Raw genomic sequence first — 15,556 nt, 5'->3', positions numbered from 1 at the left:
AAAAAAATGACGAAAGAAATTAAATTAACGTGGTTATTAATCGGTTCTGTCATTAGTAGTGCTGGTTCAAGTTTTGTCTGGCCGTTAACAACCATTTATATGCATAACTATTTAGGGAAAAGTTTAACTTTTTCAGGAATTGTTTTATTAATAAACTCAGTGGCAACAATTATTGGTAATTATGCCGGTGGCTATTTATTTGATAAATGGCGACCTTATTATGCAACGTTGTTGGGAATTGTAATTGCATGGTTAGCTGTTTTAGGTTTGGTTTTCATGCACGGCTGGCCAGCGTACCCAATTTTATTAGTTATTTTGGGTCTAGGTAATGGACTTGTAGCAACAATTTTAAATTCATTTGCGGCAACGATTAGAAGAAAAGATAGTCGCTATGTTTTTAATTTATTTTATTTAGCGTTGAATTTAGGTATCGTGATTGGAACGTTACTTGTCGGATATGTGATTGAGGTCAGTATAACAATGGTTTTCGTATCAGCATTGATTTTATATTCAGCTTTCTTGCTTATTGCTATTTTAGCTTATCGTGTTGATCCTAAACGTAAAAAGGTCATGCCAACTAAATCAGAAAAAACGAGTCATGTTAATCCTAAAGTGTGGATTATCATTGCAATGTGGATAACATTCCTTGTCATCTGGTTGAGTTATGAACAATGGCAAAGTAATTTATCGATTTATATGGATAAATTAAATATTCCATTAAGTCAGTATAGTTTATTGTGGACAATCAATGCGGGCTTAATTGTTTTTGGACAGCCACTCGTATCACTTGTGACCAGAACAATTGCTAAATCATTGTTCAGACAAATTGTTATGGGTATCGGATTATTCGCGTTATCGTTCACAACACTTATTTTTGCAAAAGATTTTTCTCATTTCGTTTTTTCAATGGTGCTATTGACACTTGGTGAAATGGTTGCTTTTCCAGCTATTCCAGCTTGGATTAATGAGTTAGCCGAGCCGGGTCAAGAAGGTAAAGCACAAGGGACCATTAATATCGCCGCATCTATTGGTAAAGCTTTAGGTCCATTAGTTGGGGGTATCGTGATTGAACGCTTATCATATAACGGACTATTCGTTGGTTCGACATTATTAATTTTACTTGCTTTAGCAGTCGTTGTGATTGCAACTAAAAAAGCAAATATCCAATCATAATAAAAATGCCACAACTTCTATTAAAAAGTTGTGGCATTTTGCTATTCTAAGTCGTTAAAGTAGGCCAATAAATCTGTTGTAGATAAATGCGAACGTGCTTCACCAGATAAATCAGATTGAATTTGACCGTCATTTAAAATGATAGTTCGGTTGCCATATGCTAAGGCATCTTCTAGATGATGTGTAATCATCAGACAAGATAAGTGTTCTTGTTCAACAATCTCGGCGGTTAATTTTAACAGTTCCTGACTAGTTTTAGGATCGAGTGCAGCTGTATGTTCGTCTAATAAGAGTAAGTCAGGTTGTACTAAAGTTGCCATTAAGAAACTCAATGTCTGACGTTGACCACCAGATAGGTTTCCGGCAGGTGTATTTAAATGTTTTGATAAACCATTTGGCATTTTTTCAGTTAATTCTTGAAATTGTGCTATTTTTTGATTTAAATGTCGCGGTTTAAAACGACGTCGGCGCCCTCTGTTTAGGGCTAACAAAAGGTTTTCAGCAACGGTCATTCTAGGCGCTGTTCCCATTTTAGGATCTTGAAAAACACGACTGATGTAATTTGTTCGTTTAATATCATTTTCGCTTGTAATATTTTTATGACGTAATAAAATGTGGCCACTTGTTGGTTTAATGTTTCCCGCAATCGTATTAAAGAGGGTTGATTTACCAGCCCCATTTGTGCCAATAACTGTGATAAAGTCTCCTTTATTAATGGTTAAATTTAAATTTTTTAAAATTTGTTGTTCCTCAGAAGTCCCGGTATTAACAGTCGTAATAACGTTTGAAAGTGTAAAAATAGCTTCAGTCATTTTGAGTGACCTCCTTCAAATAGTGTGGTTAAGCGTAGTGCTTTTCTAAGCGTAGGTAACATTAAGCAGAGTGCTAAGATAATAGCTGAAATCAATTTTAAATCGTTGGCATTGAAGCCTAATGTTAAGACAATTAAAATGACAAATCGATAGAAAATACTACCAATGACAACGGCAATTAAGCGGGCTGTCAGGGATAAATTTCCGAAAACGACTTCACCAATAATAATAGCCGCAAGCCCAATCACGATGGTTCCAATGCCCATGCTAATATCAGCGTAACCATTATTTTGTGCAATTAATCCACCGGCAAGTCCGATGAAGCCGTTAGAAACCATTAATCCTAGAATTTTCATGCGATCAGTTTGAATGCCAAGCGAGCGAGCCATTTTTTCATTGTCACCAGTTGCAATGAATGCTTGACCTAATTCGGTGTTTAAAAAGAAGGCTAGAAGACTAATGCTGATCGCGACTAAAATGAGACCTAGGACGACTGAATCAAATGCTGCAGGAAGATTAGCTAAGAAGTGTGCTGAAAAGATAGTATCTTTGCCAATTAAACTAACGTTGGCTTTAGTTAGAATTCTTAGATTAATTGAGTATAAACTTGTCATGACGAGAATTCCGGCTAATAAAATTGGAATTTTACCTTTTGTGTAAAGTAAGCCTGTTGCAAGACCAGCCAACGTTCCTGCTAAAAAGGCAAATAAGGTTGCGAGAAGTGGATTGATACCATGAACCAAACAGATAACGGTTACGCTGGCACCCATTGGAAAAGTACCTTCAACAGTCATATCAGGAAAATCTAAAATTCTAAATGAGAGGAAAAGGCCAAGCCCCAAAATGCCCCAGAGAAGACCTTGTCCGATAGCAGATACAATAATTGTCATTTGATTAATTCTCCTTTGCTTTTGGCTTGATCGATTAATTTTTGTGGAATTGCGATATTCAAAGCTTTTGCAGTTTTTAAATTAATGACGAGATCCCCTTTTTTTACAAAATTAATGGGTGTTGTTGCAGGCGTACTTTTGCCTGAAAGAACAGCTGCTGCCATTTTCCCAGTGGCGACACCTAAATCATATTGATTAATACTAATTGTTGCGAGACCTCCATTTTTAACCATGGTATCGACAGCTGGGAAGACAGGAATTTTAGCTTGTGTTGCATTTTTAACCAATGTCTGCATACTTGATGCAACGGTATTATCAGTTGGTACGTAAACGGCATCGACTGATGAAACCAATGTTTGTGAGACTTGATCTACATCATTTGTAGAGGTGATAGTTGCAGACTTAACTTTTAAGCCTGAGCTAAGGGCAGCCGTTTTAAATTGTTGATATTGTTTTGTGGCTGAATCGTCACTGGATGTATAGAGTACACCAACGGTTTTCATATGGGGCATCAATTGTTTCATTAAAGCCAACTGTGCCTTGATGGGTGCTTGATCGGAAACACCCGTGATGTTGTTACCAGGCTGATTATTATTGCTAATTAGTCCGGCACCTTTAGGATCAGTAACAGCACCCAAAATAATTGGTGTTTTCTTGGTTACGTTTGCTAAAGATTGTGCGGAAGGTGTGGCAATACCAATCATGAGATCGACATTCTCATTGTTAAATTTGTCGCTCATAGATTTTAAATTACTTTGATCTGCTTCAGCATTTTGGAAATCAATGTGAACCGTTTTTCCAGGTGTGTAACCTTTTTCTTTTAATCCAGCGATAATACCATTATGAATGGCATCTAAGGCTGGATGAGTTGTTAACTGAAGAATACCAACAGTGGGTACTTTTTTAGAAGGTGATAGTGTTGGTTGACGTGTTGAAAAAAAGGCAAAAATTAAAAATAAGAATAGCGCAATAATTGTTCCAATTAATCGTTTCATTTTTATAGGACTCCTTTATTTTTTGATAAAAAAAGAAAGACAGTTCTCAGATTCGAGGACTGCCTTAAAGTAGACAACCCTCCGCATGAATGTACTGATATCCATACAGAGGGTTATGATTAATAGAAATCAAACCGGTATACAGATACAATCTGAATAGACAGACTATATCTGTAGGAACAGATTACAATCTGAATGACCGGCTTTGCCAACGATTATTAAGGTTTGTTTGTGAATAAGTCATAGGCTTGATTTCCTTTCTGAGTTGTTTAATATGTGTAGTATAGATAAATCTGAGATTATTGTCAAATATTAATTGGAAGATTTTAAAAGAGATAAAGAGTACAATTAAGAAGCAATAAAATTGATTCAATAGTTACAGTGCGGTATGATAATTTTATTATAAAGGTAATTATGAATTTATATATGAGGTGGAAGGTTATGAGAAAGTCTCTAAAGATTGGTATTAGTATTGGAAGTATTTTAGTTTTGGGGATTCTGGGTGGCGCAAGTTTTAATCAGAGTACACATTTTAATAAAGGGATTACAATTAATGGGACTGATGTCAGTGGATTAAGTGTGGATAAAGTTATTGGTAAATTAAAAACTGAAACGTCTAAAAATGACATTTACGTTGGTAAAACGAAAATTATTGATGCAAAAGATACGGCTACTGGATTTACTGATAAAGATACAGCAGCAATTAAAACATTATTGAAGAAACAACGGACGATCTTACCATCAAGCGCTAAGAAAAATTATGCAATTGTTCCACAAAAGTTGGATACAACAATTAGAGCACAATTGAAGAGTCAGTTAAAAACGAAGTTAACTGAGTTAAATAAGACCAGAACAGCTGCAGTTGATGCTAATCCGGTATTACAGGATGGTAAAGTATCAGTAATTCCTGCAAAAAAAGGGAATCAATATGACGTGAAGGCCATTTTAGCTGCATATGATAAGACAGGTTATAGTAGTGTTACGAAGTTGAAAGAAACTGAACTTCAACCACTATCAGCTGATAGTGCAACAGTTAAGGCTGATACTAAAAAATTGGATACACTCGCTGCTAGTCAGACTGTTTATACGGTTCAATCAACGAAGTACACGTTGAAGGGTTCGGATATTCTTACGAAAGTTACCGTTAAAGACGGTAACTTTGTTGTTGATACAAGTGGTATTTCTGCAAAAGTAGCTGAAATTAACAAAAAACAAGCGACCTTAAATAAGCAGTATAGTTTTAAAACGGCTACGGGTGGGACTGTTTCGGTTAGTGGGCAATCATATGGTTGGGCACTTGGAACGAATGATTCAGTTAAACATATTTTAACAGCATTAGAAGATGGGACCGCAGCTATTGATGCAACAAATGATAAATATGGTGTTGGGTACAATACGTATGGTACTGGGTATGAAACAACGACAAATGGTGGTATTGGTGATACGTACGCAGAAGTTTCTATTGCACAACAAAGAGTTTGGATTCATAAAAATGGTAAAGTTGTCTTAACGACTGATGTTGTAACCGGTAAACATAATACTGGCGAAGATACAACTAAGGGTGTTTGGTATATTATGTACAAAGAGACACCATCAATCCTTAAAGGGAGCGAAGTTGGAAAATCAAATTATTCAGTCAAAGTTAATAATTGGGCGCAATTCACAAATAGTGGTATTGGCTTCCATGATGCTAGTTGGCGAACAAATTGGTCTAAAACAGCTTATCTTGCAGATGGATCAGGTGGTTGCGTGAATACAAAACCATCAGATATGTTAACGTTGTTCGCAAATGTGTCACAAAATGAACCCGTTGTTGTTTATTAATCGAAAAGCTTAACTAGTTATTAAACTGGTTAAGCTTTTTTTATGATTTGTTAGTAATTACTTCATAGATAAGTCATAAAAATAAGGTAGTATGAATTTATACATAGAAAGGAAGTTTAACAAAATGGAAAATAATAACAGTCAAAATGCCGCAGCAAAAAGAGATAACATCGTTTCAGCACAAGTCATTGCGTTAAACAATAATGTGATTACTGTAAAAACGGAAGATTCAGAAATTATAAAAATAAAACAGCCAATTAGTACAAAAAATGATAAAATATTTTTGGCAACAATGAGAGATATTGTTAGAACAGGATTATGGATTCCCGTGAACCGTGTGATGCGAGTCATAATGCGTTACGATTGGTTCGATACGCCGGTTGAAGAATACAGTTATGTTTAGAAATCCTGTATAATACTATTAGAGGTGACAGGGATGACGATTAAATTAATTGCTGTAGATTTAGATGGGACTTTTTTAAGAGATGATAAATCATATGATGAAGCAAGATTTGCACGTCAGTTTGAACGTATGCAACAACAAGATATTCATTTTGTTGTTGCAAGTGGTAATCCAACTTTAGCAATTGCGGGATACTTTAAAGCATTTGAAGATAAGATTGGTTATGTTGCTGAAAATGGTGCAGTTGTTCAGGATAAAAAAGAAGTGTTGAAAGAGTATCTTTTTGAAAATACTATCTATCAGGAGACAATTCAGTATTTAAAAGAAACGTTTACTGAAACAGGGTTACTAGCGGTGAATAATCAAGGCGGGTTTTATGATAAGCGGGAGTCTGCTGAGTTTATTCAAGATTTACTAGATTATTACCCAAAAGTGACTGGGGTTGATAATTTAGTATCACTTAACCATGAAGTTTCTATGTTAACGGGACATTTTCCAATGTCAATGTATGCAAAGATATCTATGCAATTAAACGCTGAATTAAACCATAAACTACAGGCGAAAGCGTCTGGGTTTGGGTATATTGATATTAATTTAGTAGATGCAACAAAGAAAAATGGCATTAATTTACTACAAAATCGCTGGCACATCTCTGATGAGGAAGTCGCGACATTTGGAGATAATGATAATGATCAAGAAATGTTGGCATTTACGCCAAATAGTTTTTCAATGGCAAGTGGGTCGCCGCTTGCTAAAAAAACAGCTAAACATATTATCGGATTGAATCAAGATGATAGTGTTCTTGACAGTATTGATGCTATTTTGGATCATAAAATTTAAAGTAGCCCCCTTTGTATCCGTTTACTTATACGGTATAATAAAGGTATTAAAGTATAAGTGGAGGAATTTATTTTGACAGTTAAGATAATCGCGGTTGATTTAGACGGGACCTTTTTAAGAAATGATAAAACATTTGATGAAGTTAGATTTAATCAACAGATGGTTGAAATGAAAAATAAAGGGATTCATTTTGTTGTCGCAAGTGGCAATCAAATTATGAAAATTAAAGCTATTTTTAAGGCTATTTCTGGCGAAATTGGGTATGTTTCAGACAATGGAGCAGTTATTTATGATGGTGATGACCATATCAGATCATTCAATATTGATCCAAAGGTGTATGAAGAAACGATTGCCTACGTTCAAAAAGTTTCACCAAGTTATGGTATTTTAGCTTCAACGGATGAGAGTGGTTATATCGATGAAGGTGAGTCTGAAAAATTTGTCAAAATGGCTAGCATGTACTACCCAGATATTGTTAAAGTACCAGATTTGAGTAAGGTTGATAAGATTATTTCTAAAGTCACCATTAATGGACCGCTCGATGAATATAAGAAATTTGCAGTGGAGTTGAAAGAAAATGTTGATAATTCATTAGTTGCGAAAGTTTCGGGATTTGGCTTCATTGATATTAATGTTAAGGAAGCTACGAAACAAAATGGGCTGAATGCTCTGCAGGAATTGTGGGATGTTAAAGATGAGGAAGTCTTGACTGTCGGTGATAACGATAATGATGCTGAAATGTTAGCTTACACACCGCTAAGTTTTGCAATGGCTAAGGCATCAGAGATGGCAGTTAAAATGGCAGACCATCGAATAGGGTCAAATGAAGATGATAGTGTCTTGGATTTAATTGATGATGTTCTGGCAGGTAAGTACTAAATAAATAGTTTAAACTAACTTATATAAATATTTTTAACAATAATTGTTGTTAATATTTTTGAACTTTAATATAATGAAGGTGTCATACTTGTATGATACTGGGGGAACAGTTTGTGGATAATAAGCTTTACCATTATGTTTATCGCACAAGCTTTCCAAGATTAATGAACAAATAGTGGCTCTGTAGTAACTGTTGTTGGTGATATGAAGAGTCAATAGTAAGTTTAAAAAAATAAAAAAGTGCTTATAACAAGCTTTTCAGCAAGTTATAAGCACTTTTTTTATTTAATGGAGACGGCGGGAGTCGAACCCGCGTCCAAGCATATTGCCACTCAAACATCTACGTTCATAGTTATACTATTTAAATTTCACCAGCCGTAGCGCCGTATAACAGGGCTAACACGTCTGACTAACCTGATTAGTCTCTTCTAACTTCTCCAGGTGGAAGAAGTTAGCGTAAGTCCACTTAATTTAGGACCCAGATCTAGCACATGGACGATACTAGGAGGATCTACGTTAAAGCGCTATTAAGCAGCTAAAGCGTAAGTATTACTATTATTTTTTGCAGTTATAATTTAACTGAGCGTTTTAACGAAGACGCAAACTTCGAAACGCAATCCAAGCTCAACCTATACCTGTCGAATCCTGAACGTCCCCATAACAACTATAAACATACCATATTTATCAGTTAAAATAAAGACGAAAGCTACTGACTTATTCTTTGACAAAAAAATAACAATCAACTATTGTGGAATTAATAATTAGAAGGGGAGTTATAAAATGAAAATTGGTATTATTGGTGCCACAGGTAAACAAGGTCAGGCGACCTTAAAAGAAGCACTTTCTCGCAATTTAGATGTTACTGCTATTATTAGAAATAAACATAAATTATCGGAAGATGTTCCTTTTTTAGAAAAAGATCTTTTTAAATTAACAACAACTGATTTAACAGATTTTGATATTATTGTAGATGCTTTTAATGCCCCAATTGGTCAAGAAAATCTTCACCAAACGTCATTGAAACATTTAACAACTATTTTAGCCAATACGAATGTCAAACTTATTGTTGTGGGTGGTGCAAGTAGTCTCTATATTGATGCAAAAAAAACAACGCTACTTGGTGACACACCTGATTTTCCTGAAGCTGCTAAACCAACGGCCGAAAATATGCGTATTGCTCTAACTGAGCTTCGTAACGTTACAAATTTTGATTGGGTCTATCTTTCACCAGCTGCATTTTTTAATGCTAATGGCAAAAAAACAAGTCATTATCAACTAGCTGGTGACATTTTAACTTCAAATTCACAAGGTAAAAGCGAAATAAGTTATGCAGATTATGCTGTCGCATTAGTTGATGAGATTGAATCAAATTCACATCATCAAGAACGAATCAGTGTTGTTTCTCAATAAAGTTTAATAATCTGCCACTTTAAAAAAGTGGCTTTTTTAATTAGTAAGTTTCTTTGGTAACTGTTATTTAAGCTTTTCTTATGATAACTTAGTATCGGTCAAATTCGGATTGTTTTGGAAAAATGATTACATATGTGGATAAAATATTATTAAGCTTATTTTGATGATTTAAACAATACAAGTGTCTTCATTTGATTTAACAACTAAATATTGCGATACTCAATTTATAAAGAGATGGTGAGGGAGATTTTATGTCTAAAAATAGGGTAGAAGCGTTCACAGATGCCGTGGTGGCTATTATTATGACAATCATGGTTTTAGAATTAAAAGCACCTGAAGGTTCTAAATTTTCAGATTTGATACCGTTACAAAGTACTTTTTTAGCTTATATTTTAAGCTTTTTTTTAATTGGAGTGACTTGGAATAACCATCACCACATGTTCCAGATTGCAGATAAAATTAATGGGCGTGTACTGCTCGCTAATACAAGTTTTATGTTTGTTATGTCCTTCATGCCATTTGCGACAAGTTGGGTTGGCGAACATTATGATAAATTTGCGCCAGCGTTTTTATATGGATTTATTTTTTTATTATTTAATATAATGTATATTGTCTTAACGTATGAATTAATTAGAGCAAACGGACCTGAATCAAATTTAGCAAAAGCAATCAAAGGAGATAAGAAAAACTGGATATCACTATCTTTTTCTATTGGTGGATTGCTCTCTGCATTTATCAGGCCAGAGTTAGTGTTATTTTTTTGTTTTATGGTTCCATTAATTTGGCTTCGACCTAATCGGTTAATTGAGAATTTTTATCAAGATAAATAAAAAACAGTTTCAACAAAAAATAATTTTGTTGAAACTGTTTTTTTCGTTATTAGTTAATATAACGAACGGCGGTACCATATGCAGCAACTGATTGCATATCTTGACCAATAGAACCAGAATCAAAACGCATCATAACGACTGCATCTGCGCCCATGTTTACTGCATTTACGCGTAATCGATCAATGGCTGTATCTCGTGATTCAGTCATCATTTCGGTGTAGGCTTTAATTTCCCCACCGACAATGTTTTTAAGATTAGCACCAATATTTTTAAGAACATTTTTAGACTGTGTTGTCAGGCCAAAAACTTCTCCAATTATTTCATATTCTTTACCTGGAATAAGTTCTGTTGTAACCACTAATATTTTGTCTGCCATAGATAAAACCTCCCTTTAATGATGTCTTTAGAATACCATAGTCAATTCATGATAGACCAATAATTTGAATTGGTTATTTTGCTTCTTGAAGGACTTTGATTGTTTTAACTTTTACATCGGTATCCGGTTTATCACTTGCATTAACTTTAACAGCTGCAATTTTATCAACCACATCCATCCCTTTGATCACTTGACCAAAGACGGTGTATGTACCATCTAATGAAGGTGTACCACCATTTTTGTAGGCGTCAATAATCTTTGAAGGTGTGCCATCTTGAATGTCATCACTTGTGCTGACATCTTCATTATTTTGAACGATATAGAATTGGCTACCAATTGAGTTAGGTTCTGATGTTTGCGCCATAGCTAAGGCACCACGGATATGGTAGAGACTACTTGAAATTTCAGGGCCAAAAGTATGACCATAAATACTTTCGCCACCTGTTCCATCCCCTTTAGGATCGCCACCTTGAATCATAAATTCATTGATGACACGATGGAAAAGGGTATTGTTATAGTAACCTTTTTTACTATGCGTAACGAAGTTTTTAACAGCTTTTGGGGCATATTCAGGGAATAATTTAATCTTAATATTTCCCTTAGTTGTTTGAAGCTCAACAACAGCTTCTTTTTTTGTAACTTTTGAACTGAGTTGTGGTAATGCGACGTTTGATGCAGAACTTGATGAGGCAGCTTCATCTGAATCACTAGACGTTTTTGTATTTTGATGATAGAAGAAAAAGCCAATTCCTCCAAGAATAATGATGATAATTAATGCGATTAAACCAATTGTTTTTTTGCTTTTCATGGTGACCCCAAACTTTCTTTATGTATTTGATTACCCTAGTTTAACGTAGGAGCTAGAAGTTATTCAAGTCTTAACTTGAACGGGGATATAACTGATTGAATATGTTACTTATAAATGTTATATTTAACATACGTTAAAGGGGGCTTACGATTGAAAGATGACTTGATACTTATTTCAGAAGAAGATGCAGCTGAAGCCCAAAAAATATTTAAATTACTCAGTAATCCAACTAGAATGCAAATAATGTACTTGCTTGAACAAGAAGAATTAACTGTGTCTGAAATTAAAGATAAGTTAGATATTGAACAATCAATTGTCTCACATCAATTACAATTATTTAAGCAGCATCAGTTAGTTGCGGTGCGAAAATCTGGTAAGTCTAGTTATTATAGACTTGAAGATCCACATATTATTAACATTTTAACGCAAACATTGAAGCACGTTAGTCATGTTTTGCGACATCAAAAAAAATAATCATTGAGTAACTATTATGGGGGTATATTTATGTTCAGCACTAACAGAGTTGAATGGGGAAAATTGGGGTTATACATAGAACAACTGGAACATATCATAATGAACGATATAAATGATGCCATAGAACCGGAGATGGCCTAATGAAAAAACGAAAAATGACGGAAAAAATAAAATGGCGTCATCGTCATCCTTGGTTATTCGGAAGTATGATGACTGTTGTTATTTTATTTTTATTAGGAACAGCCGTGGTTAGTATTTATGTTGCAACGGTTATTAAGTCTGTGCCAACAGTTACAAGTCAAGAGCTGACGTCAGATGCAAGTTCAAATATGTACGATAAGGATGGCAATTTAATTTGGTCTTCAGCTTTAAACAAGCGGGTCTATGTTAAGTCAAAAGATATTCCAAAAACGTATAGTAATCTCTTATTATCAACTGAGGATCAAACTTTTTATAAAAATGCCGGATTTTCGCCATCTGGCTTATTAAATGCGGCTCTTTCGACTGTTAAATCAGCTACAGGGCAGGGGACTGTTCGAGGGGGATCGAGTATCGAGCAACAACTAATCAAACTAACTGTTTTTTCAACAAGCAATAAAGATCGAACTGTTGACCGAAAAATTAAAGAATTCTTTTTAGCGCAACAGTTGTATCACAATTATAGTAAGAAACAAATATTAGAGTTTTATGTTAATAAAATGAGCTTGGGTGAAGGTTCTTATGGGGCACAAACGATTTCAGAAACTTATTTTGGTAAAACATTGAAACAATTGAGTATTAGTCAGCAGGCAATTATAGCTGGGCTAGGACAAGCACCATCCATCTATAATTTATATTCCAATCCTAAAGCAGTTCAAAATCGTCGTGATACAGTTCTAAAAACGGGTCTTGAAAAGAAAGTCATTACAAAAGACCAATATAAAACGGCAATTGCAGAACCAGTGACGAAAGATTTGAAAAAACGTCATTGGATGGAAACTTCTGTTACAAAAACGATTCTCAAAAACAATGCTTATGTCGCATCAGCGTTAGACCAAGTAAGCGCCAAGGGTTATGATTTAACCAAAACGCCGCTACAGATTGCAACGGCACTTGATCCAAGTAAAAATGCCTATGTTAAAAAAGCAGCTGATAACAAAAAATATTATCAAGATTCAACTGAGCAATCGGCGATTACGATTACAAATCCTAAAACGGGGAATATTGTTGCTCAATATGGAGGTCGCCATCAAAAAAGGGCGTTTAGTTACAATCGCGCAACATCTACACAGCGTTCGTCTGGTTCAGGAATTAAGCCGTTGTTGGATTATGGGCCTGCTATCGAGTATTTTGGTTGGGCAACAACACATGCATTAGACGGAACTGAATACCGCTATCCAGGAACTGGTTTGGTTGCTAAAAATTTTGATAATGTGAGTTACAATTCAATAACAATGCAAAATGCGTTACGCCTTTCAGCTAATACACCAGCGATTAGAACGTTAAATGCTGTTGGGAGTGCGAAAGCCGGACAATTCTTGTCACAAATAGGTATGGCTCAGACTAATGCGCCAGCCGGATCACAAGCAATTGGCTTAGATGTTTCTACTGAACAAATGGCAACTGCCTATGGTGCTGTTTCAAATGGCGGAACCTATCATGCTGCCCGTTACGTGACTAGTTTAAAATTCTCAGATAATAGTGTTAAGACTTATGCGGTAACGGGAAAACGGGCAATGAAAGCATCAACAGCCTTTATGCTGACTTCAATGATGGAAGGTGTACCAAATACTGGCGGAACAGCACCATCCGCGAGAATAGAGGGGGTACATCAAGCAATGAAGACAGGAACAGTTGGCTACTCGGCTTCGGCAAGGTTCCCAGCGAATGCAAATATGGATGTTTGGATGAACGGTTTTACGAAGTCAACTTCAATTTCTATGTGGTTAGGCTATGATAAGCCAATGCTAAAAAAACATTATATTACGGATGCTGCTTCTGCAATGACAAATGTGAATTTGTATCGTGATCTTATGGTACATTTTTCAAAAGAAACAGATGCTGACAATAGTGAATGGGCACAGCCGTCAACGGTGACACGATTATCAGGAATGGGTCTGACAGCTCAATATGAACCAAATGATAAAGCGTTGGCGTTGGGTGTTAAAGAGCCAGCAACCATTAAGTTAAAAAAAGCTAAAACATATAAAACTTACTTATCTAAAAAAAGGGATAAGGATGCTTTAACCGTTAAATTAGAAGATCCTTCATATCAGAAAAAACCGAGATCGTATAAAATTGGCTCATGGGAAAAAGAAACCAATAAAAGGTTAGCAACGACTCAGAAAAAATTGGATAAAGCGAATGATAGAATTAAGTCAGCCAAAGAGACGTTAGAGGGTGAGTAAAAATGGAACCGAGATCAAAAAGTCATGGGAAAAAAGGTAGAAAATTTGTTAAGGGGAAAGACAAAGCAACTTTTAAACAGAATCGTTCTGAAAATAGCCCATTACGTCAATTTTGGAAATGGGCATTCCGGGGGTTATTATTTGTAACCATTGTCTTGAGTATTTGGAGTGTGTATACGGTTGTGAACCGTTATCAAATTAGTCTTGATTGGTCTAAAAATGGTCGTTCAAAATTGACGATGGCTAAACAGACACCAGATTCACTCTATGATGCCAATCCTAAGTCAAAAGCGGCTAAACAAAAATTTAATGAGATTTATGCGGAGAGCTATGATAGTCGTACAGATGATTTGACAGCTAAGGCATCCACAAAAGAAATAACAAAATTAGCTAAAGTATTATCGAATATTTCTGTTGATTCACGTGCTGAGTATCAAACAAAGTATGATAATTTAGCAAAAAAAGTGAAAGTTAATTTGTTATATCAAGATCTATTTGTAAAGCATGATAATCAAACACTTAAAGTGAGCGTGACACCTAAAACGATTCAAAAATTGAATCATGCACAATTTGAGTATATTAATCAATTATTGATTAATTCTTCCAATAAAGACGGGTTTGCTAAACGCATTTATGGACTTCAAACAAATTTGGCAAAAGATGCAGTGGCAATCAATGGCATAATGACGATTGTGATGAAGACGGCAACTTATGATTCTGTATCAGGTAGCGTAGAAATTTTGAAAAAAAGTACAGATCAGCAATTAGATACGTATACGTCTGCCGTAAGCCAATTGCACTATTCGTGGAATAATTTGGCTTTTTTGAACCAAATTGAAAAAGCGATTGCCAAAAATTTGGCAAAGCAAACGGAACAATACCGCGTATTTGATAACTATAAAAAAGATCTTTCAAATAAAAAACAAGCGGACAAAGATTTGATTGCACTTAATAAAACGTTGACTAATACATTAATAAAACAAAAAGCTGAAGAAAAGCAAGCGGAAGATTACATAAAAATTCCTGAGTTTACATCTCAGTCCGACGCACAAAAATGGGCTGATAAAAATGATATAGACATTGTATTTGTTCAGAAATGGGCTCAAACAAGAGCTGTATTATCAGAACCAGCTAAAGGTAATTTGCTTAAACGAACGGATGAATTAAAGGTCATCATCCAACAGATGAGGTCTAACGGAACGGCTGCCAATACAGTGCATTCGGGTTCAAATACAGGAACTTTGAGTAAACCAGTTCAAAAAGCCGAATCCAGCTCAGCTGATGAATCAAGTGCTTCTAGTGAATCATCAGAGTCATCGGCAAGTTCAGAATCGAGTGCATCAGCAAGTAGTGAAAGTAGTTCAGCAGCAGTTAGTCCAAGTGCTGATACTGAACAAAATAAAAAAGCGGATCGTACAATTATCGAATAAATAGTGATAGATTAGGGGCAAAAAA

15 protein-coding genes and 1 other RNA gene are annotated in these 15,556 nt (G+C 35.2%); 10 read left to right on the top strand and 6 right to left on the bottom strand.

Annotated elements, in window-relative coordinates:
* Positions 1-6: 6 nt before the first annotated feature.
* On the top strand, positions 7-1,173 hold the full coding sequence (locus tag ACVQ8P_RS00820; protein WP_462296952.1) for an MDR family MFS transporter: 1,167 nt from the start codon (positions 7-9) through the stop codon (positions 1,171-1,173).
* Positions 1,174-1,214: 41 nt separating this feature from the next.
* Here ACVQ8P_RS00820 and ACVQ8P_RS00815 read toward each other — a convergent pair whose 3' ends face one another.
* Genes ACVQ8P_RS00815 through trpX form a run of 3 tightly spaced genes read right to left on the bottom strand, consistent with a single transcriptional unit; the run spans position 1,215 to position 3,870 of the window.
* Positions 1,215-1,985: an ABC transporter ATP-binding protein gene (locus tag ACVQ8P_RS00815; RefSeq protein ID WP_462296951.1), complete on the bottom strand. Its 771-nt coding sequence runs from the start codon at positions 1,983-1,985 to the stop codon at positions 1,215-1,217.
* Positions 1,982-2,875: an ABC transporter permease gene (locus ACVQ8P_RS00810; protein WP_462296950.1), complete on the bottom strand. Its 894-nt coding sequence runs from the start codon at positions 2,873-2,875 to the stop codon at positions 1,982-1,984. The genes ACVQ8P_RS00815 and ACVQ8P_RS00810 overlap by 4 nt, the downstream gene beginning before the upstream one ends.
* Positions 2,872-3,870, bottom strand: a complete 999-nt coding sequence (trpX, locus tag ACVQ8P_RS00805; protein WP_462296949.1) for a tryptophan ABC transporter substrate-binding protein — start codon at positions 3,868-3,870, stop codon at positions 2,872-2,874. The genes ACVQ8P_RS00810 and trpX overlap by 4 nt, the downstream gene beginning before the upstream one ends.
* A gap of 441 nt (positions 3,871-4,311) precedes the next feature.
* On the opposite strand from trpX, the gene ACVQ8P_RS00800 reads away from it, so the two are divergent.
* The 4 genes from ACVQ8P_RS00800 to ACVQ8P_RS00785 all read left to right on the top strand — a co-directional run bounded on the left by ACVQ8P_RS00800 (position 4,312) and on the right by ACVQ8P_RS00785 (position 7,816).
* Positions 4,312-5,694: a L,D-transpeptidase family protein gene (locus tag ACVQ8P_RS00800; protein ID WP_462296948.1), complete on the top strand. Its 1,383-nt coding sequence runs from the start codon at positions 4,312-4,314 to the stop codon at positions 5,692-5,694.
* A 124-nt stretch (positions 5,695-5,818) separates the two neighbouring features.
* Entirely contained in the window at positions 5,819-6,097 is a 279-nt protein-coding gene (locus ACVQ8P_RS00795; RefSeq protein ID WP_462296947.1) for a hypothetical protein, read from the top strand.
* Between the two features lie 33 nt (positions 6,098-6,130).
* Positions 6,131-6,937 carry a Cof-type HAD-IIB family hydrolase gene (locus tag ACVQ8P_RS00790; RefSeq protein WP_462296946.1) on the top strand — a complete coding sequence of 269 codons (807 nt, stop codon included), beginning with the start codon at positions 6,131-6,133 and terminating at the stop codon, positions 6,935-6,937.
* 72 nt (positions 6,938-7,009) lie between these two features.
* On the top strand, positions 7,010-7,816 hold the full coding sequence (locus ACVQ8P_RS00785; RefSeq protein ID WP_462296945.1) for a Cof-type HAD-IIB family hydrolase: 807 nt from the start codon (positions 7,010-7,012) through the stop codon (positions 7,814-7,816).
* Between the two features lie 286 nt (positions 7,817-8,102).
* Here the strand turns inward: ACVQ8P_RS00785 and ssrA are convergent.
* Positions 8,103-8,473: a transfer-messenger RNA gene (gene ssrA, locus ACVQ8P_RS00780) on the bottom strand.
* Between the two features lie 123 nt (positions 8,474-8,596).
* Between ssrA and ACVQ8P_RS00775 the strand changes: the two genes are divergently transcribed.
* On the top strand, positions 8,597-9,226 hold the full coding sequence (locus ACVQ8P_RS00775) for an NAD(P)-dependent oxidoreductase (protein ID WP_462296944.1): 630 nt from the start codon (positions 8,597-8,599) through the stop codon (positions 9,224-9,226).
* A gap of 251 nt (positions 9,227-9,477) precedes the next feature.
* A complete protein-coding gene (locus tag ACVQ8P_RS00770; RefSeq protein WP_462296943.1) occupies positions 9,478-10,056 on the top strand; it encodes a TMEM175 family protein in 579 nt (192 codons plus the stop codon).
* 49 nt (positions 10,057-10,105) lie between these two features.
* Here the strand turns inward: ACVQ8P_RS00770 and ACVQ8P_RS00765 are convergent, their stop codons facing one another.
* Together ACVQ8P_RS00765 and ACVQ8P_RS00760 are read right to left on the bottom strand one after the other, a co-directional pair.
* The gene (locus ACVQ8P_RS00765; protein WP_462296942.1) at positions 10,106-10,432 is read right to left on the bottom strand and encodes a heavy metal-binding domain-containing protein; all 327 of its coding nucleotides are present in this window, start codon (positions 10,430-10,432) and stop codon (positions 10,106-10,108) included.
* A 73-nt stretch (positions 10,433-10,505) separates the two neighbouring features.
* A complete protein-coding gene (locus tag ACVQ8P_RS00760; protein ID WP_462296941.1) occupies positions 10,506-11,240 on the bottom strand; it encodes a peptidylprolyl isomerase in 735 nt (244 codons plus the stop codon).
* A 150-nt stretch (positions 11,241-11,390) separates the two neighbouring features.
* Between ACVQ8P_RS00760 and ACVQ8P_RS00755 the strand changes: the two genes are divergently transcribed.
* From ACVQ8P_RS00755 to ACVQ8P_RS00745, 3 genes are all read left to right on the top strand, one after another.
* A complete protein-coding gene (locus ACVQ8P_RS00755; RefSeq protein WP_462296940.1) occupies positions 11,391-11,714 on the top strand; it encodes an ArsR/SmtB family transcription factor in 324 nt (107 codons plus the stop codon).
* Positions 11,715-11,854: 140 nt separating this feature from the next.
* Positions 11,855-14,101, top strand: coding sequence for a transglycosylase domain-containing protein (locus ACVQ8P_RS00750; RefSeq protein WP_462296939.1), 2,247 nt, complete (start codon positions 11,855-11,857; stop codon positions 14,099-14,101).
* A 2-nt stretch (positions 14,102-14,103) separates the two neighbouring features.
* Positions 14,104-15,531, top strand: a complete 1,428-nt coding sequence (locus ACVQ8P_RS00745; protein ID WP_462296938.1) for a hypothetical protein — start codon at positions 14,104-14,106, stop codon at positions 15,529-15,531.
* Positions 15,532-15,556 lie beyond the last annotated feature (25 nt).

Source organism: Dellaglioa sp. BT-FLS60, assembly GCF_054941065.1.
The sequence above is the reverse complement of the archived record's forward strand: the minus strand, read 5'-3'. Positions and strand labels throughout refer to the sequence as shown.

Bases quoted from the DNA above. Each gene is read 5' to 3' on its own strand.
- ACVQ8P_RS00820 (WP_462296952.1), top strand. From the start codon at position 7: ATGACGAAAGAAATTAAATTAACGTGGTTATTAATCGGTTCTGTCATT.
- ACVQ8P_RS00815 (WP_462296951.1), bottom strand. From the start codon at position 1,985: ATGACTGAAGCTATTTTTACACTTTCAAACGTTATTACGACTGTTAAT.
- ACVQ8P_RS00810 (WP_462296950.1), bottom strand. From the start codon at position 2,875: ATGACAATTATTGTATCTGCTATCGGACAAGGTCTTCTCTGGGGCATT.
- trpX (WP_462296949.1), bottom strand. From the start codon at position 3,870: ATGAAACGATTAATTGGAACAATTATTGCGCTATTCTTATTTTTAATT.
- ACVQ8P_RS00800 (WP_462296948.1), top strand. From the start codon at position 4,312: ATGAGAAAGTCTCTAAAGATTGGTATTAGTATTGGAAGTATTTTAGTT.
- ACVQ8P_RS00795 (WP_462296947.1), top strand. From the start codon at position 5,819: ATGGAAAATAATAACAGTCAAAATGCCGCAGCAAAAAGAGATAACATC.
- ACVQ8P_RS00790 (WP_462296946.1), top strand. From the start codon at position 6,131: ATGACGATTAAATTAATTGCTGTAGATTTAGATGGGACTTTTTTAAGA.
- ACVQ8P_RS00775 (WP_462296944.1), top strand. From the start codon at position 8,597: ATGAAAATTGGTATTATTGGTGCCACAGGTAAACAAGGTCAGGCGACC.
- ACVQ8P_RS00770 (WP_462296943.1), top strand. From the start codon at position 9,478: ATGTCTAAAAATAGGGTAGAAGCGTTCACAGATGCCGTGGTGGCTATT.
- ACVQ8P_RS00765 (WP_462296942.1), bottom strand. From the start codon at position 10,432: ATGGCAGACAAAATATTAGTGGTTACAACAGAACTTATTCCAGGTAAA.
- ACVQ8P_RS00760 (WP_462296941.1), bottom strand. From the start codon at position 11,240: ATGAAAAGCAAAAAAACAATTGGTTTAATCGCATTAATTATCATCATT.
- ACVQ8P_RS00750 (WP_462296939.1), top strand. From the start codon at position 11,855: ATGAAAAAACGAAAAATGACGGAAAAAATAAAATGGCGTCATCGTCAT.
- ACVQ8P_RS00745 (WP_462296938.1), top strand. From the start codon at position 14,104: ATGGAACCGAGATCAAAAAGTCATGGGAAAAAAGGTAGAAAATTTGTT.